Origin of the sequence: Microbacterium sp. UBA1612, from assembly GCF_002321605.1 — a bacterium.
In the GTDB taxonomy this organism is placed as follows: Bacteria; Actinomycetota; Actinomycetes; order Actinomycetales; family Microbacteriaceae; genus Microbacterium; species Microbacterium luteum.
Map to the genome: position 1 here is coordinate 73,482 of NZ_DCMW01000015.1, position 19,784 is coordinate 93,265.

General features: G+C 71.0%; 18 protein-coding genes. 11 read left to right on the forward strand and 7 right to left on the reverse strand.

What is annotated here, in order from left to right; genetic code table 11:
- Window positions 1-5 precede the first annotated feature (5 nt).
- The 4 genes from B3S45_RS06630 to B3S45_RS06645 form a co-directional block, all read right to left on the reverse strand.
- Window positions 6-2,252: a beta-glucosidase family protein gene (locus B3S45_RS06630; RefSeq protein ID WP_286718333.1), complete on the reverse strand. Its 2,247-nt coding sequence runs from the start codon at window positions 2,250-2,252 to the stop codon at window positions 6-8.
- 100 nt (window positions 2,253-2,352) lie between these two features.
- Window positions 2,353-3,222 (reverse strand): carbohydrate ABC transporter permease, encoded by an 870-nt coding sequence (locus B3S45_RS06635; RefSeq protein WP_071045158.1) that lies wholly within the window; start codon window positions 3,220-3,222, stop codon window positions 2,353-2,355.
- A gap of 5 nt (window positions 3,223-3,227) precedes the next feature.
- Window positions 3,228-4,241: a carbohydrate ABC transporter permease gene (locus B3S45_RS06640; RefSeq protein WP_194384486.1), complete on the reverse strand. Its 1,014-nt coding sequence runs from the start codon at window positions 4,239-4,241 to the stop codon at window positions 3,228-3,230.
- 2 nt (window positions 4,242-4,243) lie between these two features.
- The gene (locus B3S45_RS06645; protein WP_286718254.1) at window positions 4,244-5,530 is read right to left on the reverse strand and encodes an ABC transporter substrate-binding protein; all 1,287 of its coding nucleotides are present in this window, start codon (window positions 5,528-5,530) and stop codon (window positions 4,244-4,246) included.
- A 135-nt stretch (window positions 5,531-5,665) separates the two neighbouring features.
- Here B3S45_RS06645 and B3S45_RS06650 point away from each other — a divergent pair, with 135 nt between their 5' ends.
- A complete protein-coding gene (locus tag B3S45_RS06650; RefSeq protein WP_194384488.1) occupies window positions 5,666-6,667 on the forward strand; it encodes a LacI family DNA-binding transcriptional regulator in 1,002 nt (333 codons plus the stop codon).
- 21 nt (window positions 6,668-6,688) lie between these two features.
- Here B3S45_RS06650 and B3S45_RS06655 read toward each other — a convergent pair whose 3' ends face one another.
- Complete coding sequence (locus tag B3S45_RS06655; RefSeq protein WP_286718259.1) at window positions 6,689-7,294, reverse strand: DUF1992 domain-containing protein; 606 nt, start codon at window positions 7,292-7,294, stop codon at window positions 6,689-6,691.
- A 4-nt stretch (window positions 7,295-7,298) separates the two neighbouring features.
- On the reverse strand, window positions 7,299-8,477 hold the full coding sequence (locus B3S45_RS06660; protein WP_071045067.1) for an ROK family transcriptional regulator: 1,179 nt from the start codon (window positions 8,475-8,477) through the stop codon (window positions 7,299-7,301).
- A 106-nt stretch (window positions 8,478-8,583) separates the two neighbouring features.
- Here B3S45_RS06660 and xylA point away from each other — a divergent pair, with 106 nt between their 5' ends.
- The 5 genes from xylA (at window position 8,584) to B3S45_RS06685 (ending at window position 14,640) form a co-directional block, all read left to right on the forward strand.
- Window positions 8,584-9,774: a xylose isomerase gene (gene xylA, locus B3S45_RS06665; RefSeq protein ID WP_286718263.1), complete on the forward strand. Its 1,191-nt coding sequence runs from the start codon at window positions 8,584-8,586 to the stop codon at window positions 9,772-9,774.
- 306 nt (window positions 9,775-10,080) lie between these two features.
- Window positions 10,081-11,400, forward strand: coding sequence for a xylulokinase (locus tag B3S45_RS06670; protein ID WP_286718265.1), 1,320 nt, complete (start codon window positions 10,081-10,083; stop codon window positions 11,398-11,400).
- Between the two features lie 129 nt (window positions 11,401-11,529).
- Window positions 11,530-11,922 (forward strand): hypothetical protein, encoded by a 393-nt coding sequence (locus B3S45_RS06675; RefSeq protein ID WP_194384492.1) that lies wholly within the window; start codon window positions 11,530-11,532, stop codon window positions 11,920-11,922.
- Window positions 11,822-13,441, forward strand: a complete 1,620-nt coding sequence (locus tag B3S45_RS06680) for a LuxR family transcriptional regulator (protein WP_272872943.1) — start codon at window positions 11,822-11,824, stop codon at window positions 13,439-13,441. The genes B3S45_RS06675 and B3S45_RS06680 overlap by 101 nt, the downstream gene beginning before the upstream one ends.
- A gap of 116 nt (window positions 13,442-13,557) precedes the next feature.
- Window positions 13,558-14,640: a class I SAM-dependent methyltransferase gene (locus B3S45_RS06685; RefSeq protein ID WP_194384493.1), complete on the forward strand. Its 1,083-nt coding sequence runs from the start codon at window positions 13,558-13,560 to the stop codon at window positions 14,638-14,640.
- A gap of 3 nt (window positions 14,641-14,643) precedes the next feature.
- Here B3S45_RS06685 and B3S45_RS06690 read toward each other — a convergent pair whose 3' ends face one another.
- Complete coding sequence (locus B3S45_RS06690) at window positions 14,644-15,291, reverse strand: ThuA domain-containing protein (protein WP_286718271.1); 648 nt, start codon at window positions 15,289-15,291, stop codon at window positions 14,644-14,646.
- A gap of 76 nt (window positions 15,292-15,367) precedes the next feature.
- Between B3S45_RS06690 and B3S45_RS06695 the strand changes: the two genes are divergently transcribed.
- The 5 genes from B3S45_RS06695 to B3S45_RS06715 all read left to right on the forward strand — a co-directional run bounded on the left by B3S45_RS06695 (window position 15,368) and on the right by B3S45_RS06715 (window position 19,766).
- Window positions 15,368-16,249 carry a siderophore-interacting protein gene (locus B3S45_RS06695; RefSeq protein WP_071045064.1) on the forward strand — a complete coding sequence of 294 codons (882 nt, stop codon included), beginning with the start codon at window positions 15,368-15,370 and terminating at the stop codon, window positions 16,247-16,249.
- A 142-nt stretch (window positions 16,250-16,391) separates the two neighbouring features.
- A complete protein-coding gene (locus tag B3S45_RS06700; protein ID WP_286718275.1) occupies window positions 16,392-17,228 on the forward strand; it encodes a transposase in 837 nt (278 codons plus the stop codon).
- A 22-nt stretch (window positions 17,229-17,250) separates the two neighbouring features.
- Window positions 17,251-18,030 carry a GTP pyrophosphokinase gene (locus tag B3S45_RS06705; RefSeq protein WP_286718277.1) on the forward strand — a complete coding sequence of 260 codons (780 nt, stop codon included), beginning with the start codon at window positions 17,251-17,253 and terminating at the stop codon, window positions 18,028-18,030.
- A 48-nt stretch (window positions 18,031-18,078) separates the two neighbouring features.
- Window positions 18,079-19,281, forward strand: coding sequence for a cation:proton antiporter (locus B3S45_RS06710; protein WP_286718279.1), 1,203 nt, complete (start codon window positions 18,079-18,081; stop codon window positions 19,279-19,281).
- Window positions 19,278-19,766 (forward strand): glutaminase, encoded by a 489-nt coding sequence (locus B3S45_RS06715; protein WP_194384496.1) that lies wholly within the window; start codon window positions 19,278-19,280, stop codon window positions 19,764-19,766. Before B3S45_RS06710 ends, B3S45_RS06715 begins: the two co-directional genes overlap by 4 nt.
- The last annotated feature ends 18 nt before the right edge of the window (window positions 19,767-19,784 follow it).

A 19,784-nucleotide genomic window follows, 5' to 3' on the forward strand; every position in this document is an offset into this window, starting at 1 on the left:
GAAGGTCACGGCGTGGGGGCCGCGGGAACGCGGGCGATGCGCCGCACGCGGGAGGGGACCGGCTGCGGCGGTGCATCCGACACGCGGTGCACGTCGCCGGTCAGTCGGATGCGGGCCTCGGTGTCGCGCGTCGCGCACGACGGGCCGACCCACACATCCACCTCGCCCGGCTCGACGATCCGGAATCCCGCGCGTCCGGTGAAGCCCAGGCGCGACGCCGGCACGTCGAAGGTCACCTCGGCACGCTCCCCCGGGTCGAGGGCGACGCGGCGATACGCCAGCAGCTGTGCCACCGGTCGCGTCACCTGCGCGTACAGGTCGCGCGCGTACACCTGCACGAGGTCGGTTCCGGCGCGCTCGCCGATGTTCTCGATCGAGACGGTGACGGTCAGCGCGCCGTCGGTCGGTGCATCCGCGGCCACGAGACCGCTCCGGCGGAAGGCCGTGTAGGACAGGCCGTGACCGAAGGGGAAGGCGGGGGTGTTGTCGGCGCTCGTGATCTCGGTGGGCCCGCCCAGGACCGGATGCAGATAGCTGTACGGCTGCGAGCCGGCCGAACGGGGGAGCGACACCGGCAGGTGCCCCGACGGGTTCACCCGGCCCGACAGCACGCCGGCGATGGCGGTGCCGCCCTCCTCGCCGGGGAAGAACGCCTGTACGACGGCGGCGGTGCGCTCGCGCATCCATCCGATCGCGTACGGGCGCCCCGAGAGCACCACGACGACGGTCGGCGTGCCGGTGGCGGCGACCTCCTCCACGAGGCGGCGCTGCACGCCCGGCAGCTCGAGATCGTCCACGTCGTTGCCCTCGCCGACCGTGCCGCGACCGAAGAGGCCCGCGCGGTCGCCGACGACGACCACGGCGACCCGGGCCGCGGATGCCGCCGCGACCGCGTCGGCGATTCCCGACGCGTCGTCGCCCTCGACGTCGCAGCCGGCTGCGCGCATGATCGTCGCCTGCGGCAGCTCCCGAATCAGCGACGCGAGCACCGACGGGATGTCGAACCCCAGCGGGGTGTCAGGGTGGTGCGCCAGCACGTGGTTGGCGAACGAATAGCAGCCCATCAGCGCGTCTGGCGCGTCGGCGTTCGGGCCGATCACGGCGATGCTGCCACCGTCCGGCGACAGCGGCAGCGTGCCGTCATTGCTCAGCAGCACGATCGACTCCTCCGCGGTGCGACGGGCGAGCTCCCGGTGCGCGGGGCTGTCGAGATCGACGGTGGTGGGCGGGTCGTCGAAGGCGGCGTCGAGCAGCCCGAGCTCCTCCTTCTGCGCCAGCACGCGCCGGACCGCGCGATCGACCAGCGCGAGCTCGTCGGGATGCGTCGCGAGGCGCTCCCGCAGGGGACCGAGGAATGCGTCGCCCGTGGGCAGCTCCACGTCGATCCCTGCTTGCAGCGCGAGCGCCGCGGCCTCGCCGAGGTCTGCGGCGACGCCGTGCATCGTGTGGAGGAAGGCGACGGCGAAGTAGTCGGCGACGACGGTGCCGTCGAAGCCCCACTGCTCGCGAAGTACGCCGGTGAGCAGGTCCGGGTCGGCCGCGACCGGCATCCCGTCGATCTCGGCATAGGAGTTCATCACCGAGCGCACGCCGCCGGTGCGCACCGCCATCTCGAACGGCGGAAGCACGGTGTCGGCGAGAAAGCGCGGCCCGGCGTGCACGGGGGCGTGGTTGCGACCGGCGCGCGAGGCGGAGTAGCCCGCGAAGTGCTTCAGCGTGGCGTGCACGCCGGCTCGCTGCAGTCCCTGCACGTAGGCCGTGCCGATCGTGCCGACCACATACGGATCCTCCGCGATGCACTCGTCAACGCGCCCCCACCGTGGATCGACGACGACGTCGAGCACGGGAGCGAGGCCCTGGTGGATGCCGAGCTGCCGCAGCGACGATCCGATCACCTCCGCCATCTCGGCGGTGAGGTCGGGGTCGAACGCGGCCCCCCATGCCAACGGCGTCGGGAACGTCGCCGCCTTCCACGCCGCGAGCCCGGTCAAGCACTCCTCGTGCACGATGGCGGGGATTCCCAGCCGTGTCTCGCGCACCAGCCGGCGCTGCTCGTCCCAGAGCCACGCCGCGCGGTCGACGGGGTCGACCGGTCGCGTGCCGTACACGCGGGTGAGATGGCCGATGCCGTGCACCGTCGCCTCGTCGTAGGGGCCGCTGTTGCCCATCTCGCCGGCCATGGGGGCGACGACCTCGCCGCCCTTGTCGACCCAGTAGCCGACGAGCTGCGCGAGCTTCTCGTCGAGACTCATGCGGGCCAGCAGCCCTTCCACACGGGCCGAGGTCGTGGGCAGGGCGGTGTCGGGTGAGAACACGATGACTTCTCTCTCGCGTCGGGCGCGGGGTCGGGGATCAGCCCTTGACGGCGCCGGTGAGGCCGCCGACGATGCGTCGTTCGAACAGGCTGAAGAACAGCAGCGCCGGCAGCATCGACAGCGAGGTGAACGCCAGCACGCGGGCCGTGTCGACGGAGTACTGCGACGAGAACGCCTGCACGCCGAGGGGGAGGGTGAACGCCGCCTCATTGTTCAGGATGAACAGCGGCAGCAGGTAGGCGTTCCAGCTGTTGATGAAGGCCAGGATCCCGACGGTGATCACACCGGGAACCGACAGCGGCAGCACCATGCGCCAGAAGAACGACAGCCGGCCGCATCCGTCGATGTAGGCCGCCTCCTGGATCTCATCCGGAATCGCCCGGAGGAACGGCACGAGGATGATGATCGTCACCGGCAGGGCGAACGCGATCTGGGGGAGGATGACGCCCGGCAGGGTGTTCATCAGACCCAGGTTTCGCACCACGATGTACAGCGGCGTGATGGCCACGGTGATGGGGAACATCAGGCCCGCGGCGAACAGGGCGTAGAGGAATCCGCGGCCCCGGAAGCTGTAGCGCGCGATGACGTAGCTGGCCATGAGGCCGAGCCCGACGGCTCCGACCGTGGTGACCACGGCGACGATCGTGGAGTTGAGGACCTGGTTCCAGAACAGGCCGCTCGAGATCACGCTGAGGTAGTTCTCCAGCTGCCACGGCGAGGGGAAGCCGGCCGGGTCGACCGTGATCTGCGAGTTGGACCGGAAGCCGCCGATGATGATGTACGCGACGGGACCGAGCATGAGCGCGATCACGAGGAGCGCGATGAAGTACACGGAGGGCGGGCCCCACGGCAGCGAGGCGCGCGCGCTGCGGCCCCGGCGGCCGGGTACGCGCGTTGTGATGGCCATGGTGCTCACGCGGCACCCCTTTCCGTGATCGCGCCCGCGGTGTCCCGGCGCAGCACCCAGCGCTGATAGACCAGGGCGACGATCAGCGAGATGGCGAAGATGACGACGGCGACGGCGTTGCCGTATCCGAAGTTGCCGGCGTTCCGGCCGGTGGCGACCATGTAGATCGCCATCGTGTTGGTGCCCGCGACCGACGAGACGTACTGGCCCCAGATGATGTACACGAGATCGAACAGCTGCAGGGCTCCGATGATCGACAGGAAAGCCCAGATGCGCACGGTCGGCCCGAGTAGCGGGAGGGTGATGCGGCGCTGGATCTGCCAGTACGAGGCGCCGTCGATCGCCGCCGCCTCGTAGAGCTCCTCGGGGATGCTCTGCAGACCCGCGAGGAAGAGGATCACGGCGAAGCCGATGTACTTCCAGGTGAGGATGGCCATCAGCGTCCAGATCGCGATCTGCGGGTCGGCCAGCCAGTCCTGCGCGAGGAATCCGAGCCCGAGGTTCTCCAGAGCGGCGTTGGCGGCGCCGTTCGTGGCGAGCATGAGGCTGAACCCGGTGCCGACGACGACCTCCGCGATCACGTAGGGCACGAAGATGAGCACCCGGATGACGGACTGACCGCGCATCCGGCGATTGAGCAGCAGGGCCAGGAGGAAGGCGACCGGTCCCTGCAGGACGAGCGACATCACGACGATGAACGCGTTGTGCCCGAGCGCGGCCTGGAAATTCGGGTCGCTGAAGATCGTGACGTAGTTCTGCAGGCCCACGAAGTCGGTCGCGGGGCCGAAGCCCGACCAGCGGAAGAAGCCGTAGTACGCGGCCATCGCGACCGGCAGCAGCACGAACCCGGCGAAGAAGACCACCGCCGGGCCCGCCAGCAGCAGCACCTCGATGCGCCCGGCCCAGCTGAGGCCGCGGCGTCGCCCGCCCGCGCGTGGGGCCGACGGGGGCGGCGTGCTGCCGTCCCCGTCGGCCTGCGCGAGATCGGCCTCGACGGCGGACATCTCGCGAAGCGACATGATCAGCCCTGAGCGCCGGCGGTGTTGACGGTGTCGATGAACTGCTCGGGCGAGCTGTTGCCCGCCAGCATGTCGACGACCGCGACGTTCAGCGCGTTGCCGACGTTCTGACCGAGCACGGTGTCCAGCCACTGCGACACGAACGGCGCGCTGTTGTAGGCCTCCAGGATCTGCTGCAGGTACTCCTCCGTCACCGCTTCCTGCGCGACGGTGTTCACCGGCGGGGACTGATACGCCTCGTAGTACAGCTCCTGCTGCTCGGCACCGGCGATGAAATTGAGGAAGTCGGCGCACTCGTCCGGGGCCTGAGCCGAGCACGAGTAGCCGTCGACCCCGCCCATCATCGAGCCGGGCTCACCGTCGCCGCCCTCGATCTCGGGGAAGGGGAACCATGCCAGGTCGGGCAGGGGCTGCTCGTCCGGCGTGAGCGAGGCGATCACCCCGGGGTTCCAGGCGCCCATGAGCTCCATCGCCGCCTGTCGGTTGGCGATCAGACCTGCGGAGCTGCCGGCGCCCTGCTGCGCGGCGGTGGTGAGGAATCCCTCGTTGAAGGGGTCGATCGCGGCGAAGGACTCGAGGTCCTCGGCCGCGCGCAGCCAGCACTCGTCACTGAAGTCCTTGCTGTCTCCGGTCGCCTCGATGACCTCGGGGCTGCACTCGCGGAGGGCGAAGAAGTAGTACCAGTGCGCGGCGGGCCAGGCGTCCTTGCCGCCGAGCGCGATCGGCGCGATGTCGGTCTGCTGCAGCTGCTCGACCGCGTCCTCGAGGTCGTCGATGGTCTCGGGCGTCGATTCGATGCCGGCCGCGGCGAAGGCATCCTCGCTGTACCAGAATCCTCCCGGCAGCACCGACAGCGGCATCGCCCAGACCGAGTCCTGGTAGGTCTCGGCGGCGAAGGATCCCTCCGGGATCTCCGCGCGGACCTCATCCGAGATGCGGTCGGTGAGATCCATCAGCTGGCCGGCGTTGACCATGGCGGTCATCTTGCCGCCGCCGCGCTGGAGGAAGAGGTCGGGCGGGTCGCCGGCGTTGAGGGCGGTCTGCAGCTTGCCGTCGAGGTCTTCGTTCTGCACCGCCTGGATCTCGATGGTGACGCCCGGGTTGGCCTCTTCGAAGGCCGCGGCCGCGTTCTCCCAGTACTCCTGACCGGGACCGGTCGTGGAGTTGTGCCACAGGGTGAGGGTGGTGGTGCCGTCGGCGGATCCGCCGTCGTCGCCGCTGCACGCCGCGAGCGTGACCGCTCCCAGGGCGAGTGCCGCGGTACCCGCGAGGACTCTCTTCGCGTTCATGTGATTCCTGTCTCTCTTCGTTGAGGGCGCCTCCGCCAGTGGGGGCGCGGGATGGGTGCGGGACCATGTTGTGACCGACGACAAAAAGTGTCAAACGTTTTCGAAATCATTTTCCATCTGGGTAAGCTCGCCCGTGTGAGCCGCCGTCCGACCATCCACGACGTCGCCCGCGAGGCGGGGGTGTCGGTGGCCACGGTGTCGAAGGCGATCAACGGTCGCTACGGCGTGAAGGCCGCCACCGCCGATCGGGTGCTCGAGGTCGTCCGCCGACTGGGATACGAGACGAGCCTCGTCGCCAGCAGCATGCGCGCGCGCACGACGGGCGTGATCGGCGTGCTCGTCGCCGACTTCGAGCCCTTCAGCGCCGAGGTGCTCAAGGGTGTCGGGGCGGCGCTCCGGGACGGTCCCTTCGACGTGCTCGCGTACAGCGGGGCGCGGCACGCCGGCGGCGAGGGATGGGAGCGGCGCTCACTCAGCCGGCTGAGCGGAACCCTCATCGACGGGGCGATCATCGTCACTCCCACGGTGACCAACATCTCCGCCGAGGTGCCGGTGGTGGCCATCGACCCGCACACCGGACCCGCCGATCTGCCGACGGTGGAATCCGACAGCTTCCGCGGCGCCCAGGAGGCGGTGCGGCACCTGGTGGAGCTCGGCCACCGGCGCATCGCGTTCGTCGCGGGGCGCCCCGACCTCCGCTCGTCGATCGCACGCGATGCCGGCTACCGTCGCGCGCTCGCCGATGCGCAGCTGCCGTTCGATCCGTCGCTCGTCGGTGAGGGTAGCTACGAGGAGGACACGGTCCGGGGCGTCGCGGCGGCGCTGCTGCAGCGTCGCGACCGGCCGACGGCGATCTTCGCGGCCAACGACGTCTCGGCGATCGCCGTCACCGAGGTCGCCGCGGAACTCGGGCTCAGCATCCCGGGCGACCTCTCCGTGGTGGGGTTCGACGACATCCCCGACGCGTCGCAGCGCTCGCCCGCCCTCACGACCGTGCGGCAGCCCATGCAGCGGCTCGGCGGGGAGGCGGCGCGCCTCGTGCTGGCGCTCATGTCCGGGAGCGCGCCCGAGGCCACGCACCTGCGGCTTCCGACCCGCCTCGTGGCCCGCGCCACCACCGCTCCGCCGGCGCGCTGACCCCCGCCCGTCGAGCCGGCGTCAGCGGCGGCGCCACCAGCGGCGACGACGGGGCGGAGCGGATGCGGCGCGTGCGGATGCCTCCGCCCGAGCGGCGCGGCGTTCCCGCCAACGGCCCACCTCCGCGTCGACGTCGCGGAGCGCCGTGACCACCGGCGGCCCGCCGAGCAGCTGCATCCGGGCATGCCGCACGCGGCGGTTGAAGTCCTCGAGGTGCTCGCGCACATCCTGCTCCGACCCCATCGCGTCGAGGCGGTCCTCGAGCTCGAGGTCTTCGACGCGCAGCATGATCGCCGGCGGCCCGAGGCCGGTCAGCCGCTCCGACTCGATCTTGCGGCGGATCCACCAGTCCGGATCGTTCGGGCGTCCGAGGTCGAGCGGCTTGCCGGCGCCGGGGAGGTCGTCGAAGTCGCCGCGACGGATCGCCTGCTGGATGGCGACCTCGACGAAGGCCGCCCGATCCGAAGCCGTCGGCGTGGCAGCGCAAGTCTCCGGCGCGGACTCGGCTGTCTCCGGCGTGGACTCGGTGCTCTCGCTCTCGCGCTCGCGCTCGCCCGAGATCCCCTGCTCGCGCGCCCACTTCTGCGTGCGGTAGCGCGCGGCATTCTCACGGGGGTCTTCGCTCACGATGTCACCTCGTCGACGCGACCCCCGCGGGGTCGGCCAGGAGCGGGGCGAAGGCTGCCTCGGCGGCGCCGATCAACAGGCGATCCTCGGCAAGGGCCGCGGTGCGGATCTCGACGTCGTCGGCCGCGGCCGGCATGCACTGCGCGCGCATCGCCTCATCGAGCGCGGCCGGGTCGCTGTCGGCCAGCGTCGCGAGGAATCCGCCGAGGATCACCACCGAGGGGTTCAAGACGTTGACGGCGTTTCCGAGGGCGGTCGCGAGGATGCCGCGCTGGCGCGCGATCTCGTCGCGCACATCCACCTCGGACGAGGCGGCGAGGGCTGCGGCGAGGGTCGGGTCGTCGGCGGAGGGGAGGCGTGCCGCGGCGAGCAGTCGCGCCCGGCTCACCTCGTCTTCGAGCACGCCGTCGTCGGCGCGGCGATGGGTCGCCGAGGCGATGCCCGGGCGATTCTGGCCGAACTCGCCGGCGTAGCCCGAGGCGCCGCCGAGGGGCATCCCGGCCACGATCACTCCGCCGCCGATGCCCGAGGCGCCGCCGTTGAGGTAGACGAGGTGATCCACACCCACACCCGCGCCGAAGCGGTGCTCGGCGATCGCGCCGAGCGTGGCGTCGTTGTCCACGGCCGTGGGAAGACCCGTTGCCTCTTCGACCAGCGCGCGCAGCGGCACATCCCGCCAGCGCAGGTGCGGGGCGTGGCGCACCACCCCGTCGGAGGCGCGCACGAGACCCGGCGTCGCGACGCCCACCCCGACGAAGCGCGCGCCGGACAGGTCGCCGTCGCCCCAGCGGTCGAGAGCCTCGGCGAGCTGGTCGACCGTCGCATCGGGCGTGGGGAGGTCGAGTGCGTCGATGCGCTCGCGTGCGACGACGGTGCCGTCGAGGGCGACGGCGGCGAGGGTCAGGGCATCGACCTCGGGGTTGGCGGCGAGCACCATGACGTCGGGGCTCGCGGCGACGACGGGCGACGGGCGCCCGACCCGCTTCGTGGGGTCGGGAGCGCGTTCGACGACGAGTCCGAGGTCGACGAGCTCCGCGGCCAGGGCGGCCACGGTGGAGCGGTTCAGGCCCGTCGCGGTCGTCAGCTGGGAGCGGGACAGGGCGCGTTCACGGTGCACGAGCTCGAGGAACCGGGCGAGGTTGCCGCGGCGCATGTCCTCGACGGTCGACACGGCGCTCAGCATGTCGATGAGCCTAGCCGCCTCGACAGGCGCGCCAGACGTTGACCCGCGGGCACGGGTGATATACGTTGTGACACGCAACATTTACCTCACTCGACGTGGAGACGACATGCCCACCCCCACTCCTGCCGACAAGTTCACCTTCGGCCTCTGGACCATCGGCTACAACGGCACCGACCCCTTCGGCGGCCCGACTCGTGGCCCGCTCGACGTCGTGCACGCCGTGGAGAAGCTCGCTGAGCTCGGCGCCTACGGCATGACCTTCCACGACGACGACCTGTTCGCCTTCGGCTCCACCGATGCCGAGCGGCAGGCGCAGATCGACCGGCTGAAGGGCGCGCTGGAAGCGACCGGGCTGACCATCCCGATGGTCACCACCAACCTCTTCTCCGCTCCGGTGTTCAAGGACGGCGGCTTCACCTCCAACGACCGTCGGGTGCGTCGCTTCGCCCTGCGCAAGGTGCTGCGCAACCTGGACCTGGCCGCCGAGCTCGGCGCGAAGACCTTCGTCATGTGGGGCGGCCGCGAGGGCGCCGAGTACGACACCGCGAAGGATGTGCGCGCCGCGCTGGAGCGCTACCGCGAGGCCGTCAACCTCCTCGGCGACTACGTCACCGACAAGGGCTACGACATCCGCTTCGCGATCGAGCCCAAGCCCAATGAGCCGCGCGGCGACATCCTGCTGCCCACGGTCGGTCACGCGCTGGCCTTCATCGAGTCGCTCGAGCGGCCCGAGCTCGTCGGCCTGAACCCCGAGGTCGGCCACGAGCAGATGGCGGGTCTGAACTTCACCGCCGGCATCGCGCAGGCGCTGTACCACGGCAAGCTCTACCACATCGATCTCAACGGGCAGCGGGGCATCAAGTACGACCAGGACCTCGTCTTCGGTCACGGCGACCTGCACAACGCCTTCTCGCTCGTCGACCTGCTCGAGAACGGCGGCGTGAACGGGGGCCCGGCCTACGACGGGCCGCGCCACTTCGACTACAAGCCCAGCCGCACCGAGGACGAGACCGGCGTCTGGGACTCCGCGGCCGCGAACATGCGCACCTATCTGCTGCTGAAGGAGCGCGCCGCCGCCTTCCGCGCCGACCCCGAGGTGCAGGCCGCGCTCCAGGACGCGAAGGTCGCCGAGCTGTCGCAGCCCACGCTGAACGCGGGCGAGACCTACGACGACCTCCTCGCAGACCGCTCGGCCTACGAGGACTTCGACGCCTCGGCTTATCTCGACGGCAAGGGCTTCGGGTTCGTCCGGTTGCAGCAGCTGGCGACCGAGCACCTGATGGGCGCCCGCGGCTGACACCCCCAAGGGGTGTCCCTTCCCCAAGGGGCCCCCTTTCCCAGGGGGTGTCCCTTTCCCAGGGGGTGTCCCTTCCCCAAGGGGGCCCTTCTCCCAGGGGGGTGTCCCTTTCCCCAGGGGGTGTCCCTTCCCCAGGGGGCCCTTCTCCCAAGGGGGTGCCCCTTCACCTCTACACCCCGGGGTGTGTCCCACTTTCTGTCGCCAAGGCCTGCGAGAACAACGGAAATTGGGACATTGGATGGCGTTGGGACACAGGATGGCGTTGGGCGTTGGTAGTGGGGCGATGAAGACGGAGATGGAGCAGCGATGGCGCTTGTGATGGGAGTCGACTCGTCGACCCAGTCGTGCAAGGTGGTGGTGACGGATGCCGCCAGCGGGGCCGTCGTGCGCGAGGGGCGAGCGGCGCATCCTGACGGCACCGAGGTGGATCCCGCCGCGTGGTGGGACGCCCTGCGAGAGGCGATCGTCGCCGCCGGCGGCATGGGCGACGTGGATGCATGGAGCATCGGCGGGCAGCAGCACGGCATGGTCGCCCTCGACGCCGAGGGCCGGGTCATCCGTGATGCGCTGCTGTGGAACGACACGCGTTCGGCGGATGCCGCCGAGGCGCTCATCGACGAGCTCGGCGCCGATTCGCTCGCCGAGCGCACGGGGCTCGTGCCGGTCGCATCGTTCACGATCACGAAGCTGCGGTGGCTGCGCGACGCCGAGCCCGAGAACGCCGCGCGTGTCGCCGCGGTCGCGCTGCCGCACGACTGGCTGACGTGGCGCCTGCGCGGGTTCGGGCCCGCCGGCGAATCGGCGCAAGGCCCGGTGCTCGAGGAACTCGTGACCGATCGCTCGGATGCGTCCGGCACCGGGTACTGGAGCCCCGAGGCGTGGGCGCCGGCCGTCGACGGTTACGACCGCGACCTGTTCGTCTCGGCCCTCGGCCACGACGCCGTGCTCCCTCGGGTGCTCGGACCGGCCGAATGGGTCACCGACGCGGACGGGCGCCGCGTCGCTCCGGGGGCCGGTGACAACGCCGGTGCCGCCCTCGGGGTGGGCGCGGCCACCGGGGATGTCGTCGTCTCGATCGGCACCTCCGGCACGGTCTTCGCCGTCAGCGCCTCGCGCACCGTCGACTCCTCGGGGACCGTCGCGGGCTTCGCCGACGCAGACGGCGGCTTCCTGCCGATCGTGGTGACCCTCAACGCCGCACGGGTTCTGGATGCGATCGCCCGGCTGCTCGGCGTCGATCACGCGGAGTTGAGCGACCTCGCTCTGGCCGCGGAGTCCGGCGCCGGCGGACTGACGCTGCTGCCGTACTTCGAGGGCGAGCGAACCCCGAACCTGCCGGACGCGACCGCATCCCTCACCGGCATGACCCTCGCCTCGACGACGCGGGAGAACCTCGCCCGGGCGGCGGTGGAGGGCATGCTCGCCGGCCTCGGCGCGGGACTCGACGCGTTGCGCGCCCTGGATGTTCCGCTCGAGCGGGCCCTCCTCATCGGTGGCGCGGCGCAGTCCCCCGCGGTGCAGGCGATCGCGCCCGGGATCCTGGGTCTGCCGGTGGAGGTGCCGCCGCCGGGGGAGTACGTAGCGCTCGGCGCTGCGCGCCAGGCTGCTCGCGTCGCGGAAGTCTGACCGGGCGGGCGTTCGGGCGCCACCCCTCCCGCGGCTGTCACCCCGCGGAGTGGATCGTGTAGGCGCCGTCGACGGGATACACGCATCACCCGATGCCGGGACGCATCCGGCGCTCCTACCGTCGGGACCATGGACCTCGCGATGATCTCGGGCACGGTGTCGACCGTGCTGTTCGCGTGTGCCCATCTGCCGATGGTGTTCAAGGCGATCCGCTCGCGCGATATGCGCTCCTACAGCGCCGCGTCCCTCGCGGTGGGCAACGTCGCGAACCTCGTCCATACGGTCTACGTGCTGAGTCTGCCCGTGGGACCGGTGTGGTTCCTGCACGGCTTCTATCTCGTGACGATGGGTCTGATGCTCGTGATGTGGATGCGGTTCGGCCGTTCGAGCGCGGACCGGCCGACGGCGGTACCATTCGGCCATGACGGACACGAGCGCCGTTCTCACCGACGCCCGTCAGGCGTTCGCGCGTCGCGAGTGGCGGCGCGCGCGCGACGCGTTCGCCGCCGCCCGCGCCGATGACGCCCTCGGCGCGGCGGATCTGCGTGCGCTCGCGTCGAGCCAGTGGTGGCTCGGTCAGTGCGAGGACTGCATCGATCTTCTCGACGAGACGTTTCGGAATCAGCGCGCCGCACAGGATGCCATCGGCGCGGCGCACACCGCGCTGACTCTCGCGCTGCTGCGCATCACCCGCGGCGAGGTGACAGTGGGAACGGCGTGGTCGCGGCGCGCGGCTCGGCTGCTGGAGGACGTGCCGCCGCGCATGGAGCACGCCTACCTGGCGTACCTCGATGCGAGTCTGGGCATGTACGACGACGGCGAGCCGTGGTCGACCGGCAGCGTGGCGAGGCTGGCCGCGCTCATCGATCTCGTCGGCGATGACGACGTCGCAGGCGTCTCGGCTCTCGCCGCTGTCGTGGCCGGGATGCATGACCTGCGTCGCGGTGATCCGGAGTCCGGGTTCGCTCACCTCGACGAGGCGATGCTGTCGGTCACGTCGGGGGAGATCGAGCCGGAGTGGGCCGGGGACATGCTGTGCACCACCATCCACACCTGTCACGAGCTCGCCGACTTCGGGCGCATGGCGGACTGGACGCGCGCGACGGAACGGTGGAGCGCCGACTACGGCGCCGATGCGGTGTACGCCGGGGTCTGCCGCGTGCACCGGCTCGAGCTCCAGTCGGCCGAAGGGGACTGGGCGGGCGCCGAGGACGCGCTCGAGCGCGCATGTGCGGTGCTCGAGCGCACGGATCCGTGGGTGGCGGGCGAGGGGTGGTACGCACTCGGTGAACTGCGTCGCCTGCGCGGCGACGGCGAGGGAGCCAGGCGCGCGTTCGCGCTGTCCCGCGCGGCGGGTATCGACCCCTCCCCCGGGGAGGCGCTGCTGGAGCTCAGCGAGGGCCGCGTCGAACCGGCATGGGCATCGCTGTCCGCGTCCCTCGCCGGCCGGGACCGGCTCGCGCGCACACGGCTCTTGCGCGCGGGTGTTCAGATCGCGCTGGCGCGTCGAGACGCATCCACTGCCGATGACCTGGCCGACGAGCTCGAGCGCACGGCGCGCGAATACGGCACGGAGGGATTCCGCGCATGGTCGGCGCATGCGCGCGGGATGGTTCTTCTCGCCCGGGGGCGCCCGACGGAGGCCCTGGCGTCACTCCACGAGGCGCTCCACCTGTTCCGGCGCCTGCGACTGCGGTGGGAACAGGCGCACGTGCTGACATGGATCGCCGATGTCCACGCAGCGACGGGCGATGTCGCGGGAGCGCAGGCCAGGGCGGATGCGGAAGCGATCGTCGCGGAGATCGGGGCCCGGCCGATCGCCTCCCTGCTCGCACCGGAGACGTCGGGGCCTCCCGCTCCGCTCACGGTGCGGGAGGCCGAGATCCTCGCACTCGCCGCGCGGGGAGCGGCCAATCGCGACATCGCCGGGGAGCTCTTCATCAGCGAGAAGACCGTGGGCCGGCACCTCGCGAACATCTACCTGAAACTCGGCGTGAGCTCGCGCACGGCCGCGGCCGCTTGGTGGCACGAGCATCGCTGACGCCGTGCCCGGGGATCATGCAGACGGGCGCGGAACTGCATGATTCTGCCGATGAGGGGTGGGTACCGACGCTTCTAGATTCGACGCATCAATGGTCTCGATGACAGGAGGACACCATGTCCACAGCGGTGAAGGATGAGCGCAGCGTCTCATCGGAGGTCGATGCGTTCGCGGAGAAGGTGATGGCGGCGGCCCTGGGGTGGGTCGACCTGATGGCGATCCACCTCGGTTCGCAAGCCGGGTGGTACGACGCTCTCGCGAAGGCGGGGCCGATGGATGCCGAGGAGCTCGCCGTGGGGACCGGGACGAGTCGCCGATATGCCCAGGAGTGGCTCGAGCAGCAGAGCGCGGCGGGCATCCTCGAGGTGGACGACCCGGCAGGACCTCGTGTGCGGCTCGCGCCGGGGGCCGCGGAAGTGCTCACCAATCGCGGGAGCTTGTCGTATCTCGAGCCGCTGGCTCGCATGCTCGCCGCCTCCGGTGCTCAGATGCCGCGGCTCGTCGAGGCCTACCGCTCGGGCTCCGGGGTGAGCTGGGAGGAGTTCGGCGACCATGCGCGTCAGTCGCAGGCCGATATGAACCGGCCCTGGTTCGACGCTCTGCCTGAGGTGATCCGCTCCGTCGATGGGCTGCACGCGCTGCTCTCGCGCCCCGGTGCCCGGGTCGCTGACATCGGATCAGGGGCGGGCTGGTCTTCGCTGGCGCTTGCGCGTTCCTACCCGGAGGCGACCTTCGACGGCTTCGACGTGGACGACGCGTCGGTCGAGATGGCACGAGAGAACGCTGCCGAGGCGGGGCTGGGCGATCGGGTTCGCTTTCAGAGGGCCGATGCCGCCGATCTGGCCGCTCACGGCCCGTTCGATGTCATCTTCGCCTTCGAATGCCTGCACGATATGCCGCACCCGGTCGACGTGCTGTCCGCCGCTCGTGAGGCCGTCGCCCCGGGCGGTGCGGTCGTCATCATGGACGAGGCGGCCGCGGAGACCTTCTCCCCCGAGGCCGGCGACCTCGAGCGCCTCCTCTACGGGTTCAGCCTGTTCGTGTGCCTTCCGGATGGACTGAGTCATCCCGGAAGCGCCGGCACGGGCACCGTGATGCGCCCCGACACCCTTCGCGGGTATGCACGCGCGGCTGGTTGGGACGATGTCGAGATCATCGTCCCCGAGTTCGGCCTCTGGCGCTTCTATGCCCTCGGGTGAGAGCTAGGCGGTGGACCAGCGGGCCAGCCGCGCGACGAGGTCCCGGTGGCCGGTGGAGGAGTAGGAGCGGGCGTCGTGGCCGAGCACGTCGACGGCGACCCGGCTCGCGGCATGCGTGCGCACCCACGCCGCCGGCATCCGTTCCCCGTCCACGTCGAACTCCGCCACGACGTGGCGCTCGCCTATCGCCTGCAGGCGGGAGTAGCGCTCGTCGTACACGTCGAAGTCCTGCACCTCGCCGCCGTCGGGGAGCGACAGCATCCGCACCCGAACGTCGCCGATCGGCGGGTGCCACGACAGCTCCGGCACCCACATGCCGCCGACCGCCGCTGCCCAGTGCGGATAGTCCCGCATCGACGCAACCGCGCAGTGCAGCGCCAGCACCCCGATTCCGCGGTCGAGCGCCTGCGTGAAACCGTCGACGGATGCCGCTGACGCGGGCTGCCCGCCCTCGCCGCGCCACGGGTCGCCGGCGTTCACGACCAGCAGGTCCACACCCTCGAGGTGGGTCATCGCCCGATCGACATCGTCGTCGACGGAGACGTCGAAGCCGGCGTCCGTGAGGATCGCCGACAGCTCCGGAGTGGTCTCCGGGAAGGGGTGCCACGGATCGGCGTAGTCACCGCTGCCGCTGGCGATGAGCGCTTTCACGGATGCCTCCTGGTCGACGACGATGGGAGAGGGTTTTCCATCGTACGGCGGTGTTCCTGGGCATAGTGTGGTGCCGATGACTCCCGCTGAATCCGATTCCGCCCGCCCGTCCGTCCCGCGCCGCCGCGGAAAGCAGATCGTGCTGGAGGTGGTGCGGAGCGAACCGCTCACGCCTCACCTCGTACGCGTGCATCTCGGCGGCGAGGGCTTCGACGAGTTCATCGCCGAGGCCGATCCGGACAAGCTGGCGTGCACCGACACCTACGCGAAGCTGCTGCTGGCCAAGCCCTCGCTCGGGCTCACCCCTCCCTACGACCTCGAGGCGCTGCGGGCGGAGCTGCCCCGCGAGGACGTGCCGTCTCGCCGCACCTACACGATCCGTGACGTCGACGAGGCGGCGCGAACCATCGCCATCGACTTCGTGGTGCACGGCGATGAGGGTCTCGCCGGGCCCTGGGCGTCCGCGGCGCGCCCCGGCGACCGCCTGTCGCTGTCGCTTCCGGGCGGCGGATACGCGCCGGCCGACGGCGACGTCACCCACGTGATCGTCGGTGACGACTCGGCCCTCCCCGCGATCTCGCGCGCGGTCGAGGCCCTTCGCTCCGACGCGCGCGGCGTGGTGATCGTCGAGGTCGACGACGAGCAGTCGCAGCTGCCGCTGACCGCCCCCGCCGGCGTCGACGTGCGCTGGCTGCACCGCGCTGGTCCGAGCGGTTCGGCGCACCCCGGCACGCTCCTCGTCGCCGCGGTCGAGGCCATGGCCCGACCCGACGGGGCCGTCGACGTCTTCGCGCACGGCGAGCGCACGGCGATCAAGCGTCTCGGCGCGATCTTCCACGGCGAGTGGGGGATCGGCCGGCAGGAGATGTCGGTGTCGGCCTACTGGGCGCACGGACGCGCCGAAGACGCCTTCCAGGCCGAGAAGCGCGAGGCCGTCGGGAAGATCTTCGCCGACTGACGCGTCGACAACACAGGAGATCGGCCGCCGCCGCGCCTCTCTCGGCCGGGAACACAGCAGTGTGGCCGGAATCTCCTGTGTTGTTCACCGGGGGAAGGCGAGCGTTCCGCCGGGGCGTGTGCCAACCGGGCACAATGGGGCCGTGCCGCACGACGAGATCGACGAGGTCGCGGCGGAGCTGTACGCCCTGCCGCCCGACGCCTTCACTGCGGCCCGAAACGCGCGGGCGGCTGCCGCGGGCGGGGAGGCCGGCCGCCGCATCAAGGCGCTGCGCAAGCCCACCGTCGCCGCGTGGGCGGTCGATCTGCTCTCCCGCGAGGGAGATCTCGGCGAGGCGCTCGAACTGGCCGCCGCCCTCCGCGAGGCGCAGGACGACCTCGACGCCGCGGAGCTGTCCCGCCTCGGCAAGCAGCGCAGGCAGCTCGTCGCCGCCCTCACCGCGCAGGCGGTCGCGCTCGCCGAAGACGCCGGCGTTTCCGTGAGCGCCGCCGCACGCGACGACGTCCAGAAGACCCTCAATGCCGCCGTGATGGATGCCGCCGCCGCCGCGGCGGTCAGCACCGCGCGGCTCGTGCGGCCGTTGGAGGCGACCGGGTTCGGCTCCGTCGAGCTCGCCGATGCCGTCGGAGGCTCGATTCCCGGTGCGGCTGCGAAGCCTCCCCGCGACGATCTCGCCGACCGCCGTGCGCGCAAGGCCGCGGAGAAGGCGGCCCGCGAGGCCGAGCGGGCGGCTGCCGACGCCGACCGCGAAGAGGCGAAGCTCACCGAACGGCGCGATCGCGCTCAGCAGAAGCTCGATCACGTGCGCGAGCGCCTCGATGATCTGCGTCGCGACATCGCGCGTCTCGAGCAGGACGAGACGGACGCCGACCGCACCCTCGCCGACCTCGAGGCGGAGCTTCGCGCGGCGACTGCCGCGGCGCGAAAGGCGACCGCCGCGGCAGAGAAGGCTCGTCGGTCCTTCCCAGAACTCTCGTAGTCGGCGCCCCTACGGTGAGGGCATGGCGACGCCCCGATCCGCAGCGGCCGACTCCGACGACCTCCCCGTGCTGCTGAGTCCGTCCGAACTCCGCACGGCGAGGGACGAGTTCCAGCAGTTCCTCATGGAGTACCGCTTCGGCATGCAGGAGATCGAGACGAAGATCGCCATTCTGCGCGACGAATTCCTGCAGCTGCACGACTACAACCCCATCGAGCACGTCTCGAGTCGCGTGAAGTCGCCCGACAGCCTGGTCGACAAGATCCGGCGCCGCGAGATCTCGCAGGACTTCGCCTCGGTCCGCGAGCACATCACCGACATCGCCGGCGTGCGCATCACCTGCAGCTTCGTGACTGACGCCTATCGGCTGTTCGACCTGCTCGCCGCGCAGGACGACATCACCGTGCTGCACGTGAAGGACTACATCGCCGAACCCAAGGCGAACGGATACAAGAGCCTCCACGCCATCCTCCAGGTGCCGGTCTTCCTCTCCACCGGGCGCATCGACGTTCCCGTCGAGGTGCAGTTCCGCACCATCGCCATGGACTTCTGGGCGAGCCTGGAGCACAAGATCTACTACAAGTACGACCGCCGCGTTCCCGCGGAGCTGCTCGATGATCTGAAGGATGCCGCGGACACGGCCGCCGAGCTCGACACGCGCATGGAACGCCTGCACCGTGAAATCAGAGGGTCCGGGGAGATCCGAGGGTCCGGGGAGGTCCGTGGTGCCGTGGAAGAGTCGGACGCACCGCGCCCCGCCCGCCCTCCGATCCTCCGCCACGCTCCGGTGCTCGACGCCTGAAGCGCGCGGGCACGCGGCGAAGGGCGGGCGACTCGCTAGGGTGAGGCCGTGGACGACCTTCAGCCGCAGACCCTGGTGATCATCCCGCTGCTGGCGGTGCTGGCGCCGCTGTTCGCGCGGGGTCTCGGTCGCTGGGTGCGGGTGCCGGTGGTCGTGTTCGAGTTGCTGCTCGGCATCCTCATCGGGCCGGCCGTGCTCGGCTGGGTCGGGGAGTCCGCGTTCATCGAGCTCATGAGCGATTTCGGACTCGCGATGCTGTTCTTCGTGGCCGGCACCGAGATCGAGTTCGGTGCCTTCCGCGGGCGTCTGGGTCGCCGGGCAAGCCTCGGGTGGATCCTCAGCCTCGGCGCCGGCGTCTTCGCCGCACTCATCCTCAGCCCCTGGGAAGCGGCTGTCGTGATCGGCATCGCGCTGTCGTCGACCGCGCTCGGCACGCTCCTGCCGGTGCTGCGGGATGCGGGGGAGCTGAAGTCGCCGTTCGGTCAGGCGGTCGGCGCGGTCGGCGCGCTCGGCGAGTTCGGACCGCTGATCGCCATCTCGCTGTTCCTCGGCAGCCGCGACATCGGCCTGTCGACCCTGGTGCTGCTGCTGTTCATGCTCGTGGCGGGTGGGGCGATCTGGCTGGCCTTCCGCATCCCGCACGGCGCGATGCACCAGGCGGTCAGCGCGACGCTGCACACGTCGGGACAGTTCGCGATCCGGGTGATCCTGCTGATCCTCGGCGGTCTCATCTCGGTCAGCGTGCTGCTGGATCTGGACTTCCTGCTGGGGGCGTTCGCCGCCGGCATCGTGTGGCGCCTCATCATGCGCGACGCCGACGAGGCCGATCGAGAAGCGGTCGAGAGCAAGGTGGAGGCGGTCGCTTTCGGCTTCCTCGTGCCGATCTTCTTTCTCTACACCGGTGTCACCTTCGACCTCCAGGCGCTGCTGGCCGACCCGATCCTCTTCCTCGGCCTGCCCGTCGTGCTCCTCGCGCTCTTCGTCATCCGCGGTCTGCCGTCGATGCTCGCCGCGCCCGTCGGCTCGACCGGCAAGGATCGCCTCGCGATGGCGTTCATGGGTGCCACGGGCCTTCCGATCATCGTCGCCGTCACCGCCATCGGACTGGATGAGGGCCTCTTGACGACGGTGCACGCCGCGCTCCTCGTCGGCGGCGGCATGCTGTCGGTGCTGCTGTTCCCGCTCATCGCGATGCGGCTGCGCGGCGAGCGGGCTGCGCGGATCGCCCCGACCCTGGACGACATGGCGTGAGCACCAGCGCCCTGTTCGCCGACGCCCGCGACCGGCTCGCGGGACTGCCGCGCGAACAGCTCGGCGAGCTCGTCGAACCGCGTCGCGTGCTCGGGGTGCGCCGTGCCCCGCGGATCGCGCCCCGTGATCAGGCGTGGCACCTGGGGGTGCTGCTGGTCGCCGACGAGCACGTCTCGGCCACCGGCGAGATCGTGCGCTCCCGCGAGGAGGCACGGCGCGGATTCACCGCCGAGTCGCAGCGGGACCGCGCCGCGCTTCAGGCGGCGGCCTTCCGCGGCGGCTTCGAGGAGGGCATCGCCGTGCACGTCGGCTGGCGGGTGCTCGACCTCGCCGCGGTGGATGCCGGTGGGTCGTCGGGTCCGCTGGCGATGATCGGCGGTAAGCCGCACGTGCGGTGGAGCGCAGCGGCCGGATTCGTGCCGCTGGCCGGCTACCTCGACGAACGGATCGGGCTCCTGGCCGACCCGCCGCGCGGGGCATCATAGCGACGAGAGGCCGACTCC

Coding starts and splice junctions, on each gene's coding strand:
- B3S45_RS06630 (WP_286718333.1), bottom strand. CDS start 2,252: ATGAGTCTCGACGAGAAGCTCGCGCAGCTCGTCGGCTACTGGGTCGAC.
- B3S45_RS06635 (WP_071045158.1), bottom strand. CDS start 3,222: ATGGCCATCACAACGCGCGTACCCGGCCGCCGGGGCCGCAGCGCGCGC.
- B3S45_RS06640 (WP_194384486.1), bottom strand. CDS start 4,241: ATGTCGCTTCGCGAGATGTCCGCCGTCGAGGCCGATCTCGCGCAGGCC.
- B3S45_RS06645 (WP_286718254.1), bottom strand. CDS start 5,530: ATGAACGCGAAGAGAGTCCTCGCGGGTACCGCGGCACTCGCCCTGGGA.
- B3S45_RS06660 (WP_071045067.1), bottom strand. CDS start 8,477: ATGCTGAGCGCCGTGTCGACCGTCGAGGACATGCGCCGCGGCAACCTC.
- xylA (WP_286718263.1), top strand. CDS start 8,584: ATGCCCACCCCCACTCCTGCCGACAAGTTCACCTTCGGCCTCTGGACC.
- B3S45_RS06670 (WP_286718265.1), top strand. CDS start 10,081: ATGGCGCTTGTGATGGGAGTCGACTCGTCGACCCAGTCGTGCAAGGTG.
- B3S45_RS06675 (WP_194384492.1), top strand. CDS start 11,530: ATGGACCTCGCGATGATCTCGGGCACGGTGTCGACCGTGCTGTTCGCG.
- B3S45_RS06680 (WP_272872943.1), top strand. CDS start 11,822: ATGACGGACACGAGCGCCGTTCTCACCGACGCCCGTCAGGCGTTCGCG.
- B3S45_RS06685 (WP_194384493.1), top strand. CDS start 13,558: ATGTCCACAGCGGTGAAGGATGAGCGCAGCGTCTCATCGGAGGTCGAT.
- B3S45_RS06695 (WP_071045064.1), top strand. CDS start 15,368: ATGACTCCCGCTGAATCCGATTCCGCCCGCCCGTCCGTCCCGCGCCGC.
- B3S45_RS06705 (WP_286718277.1), top strand. CDS start 17,251: ATGGCGACGCCCCGATCCGCAGCGGCCGACTCCGACGACCTCCCCGTG.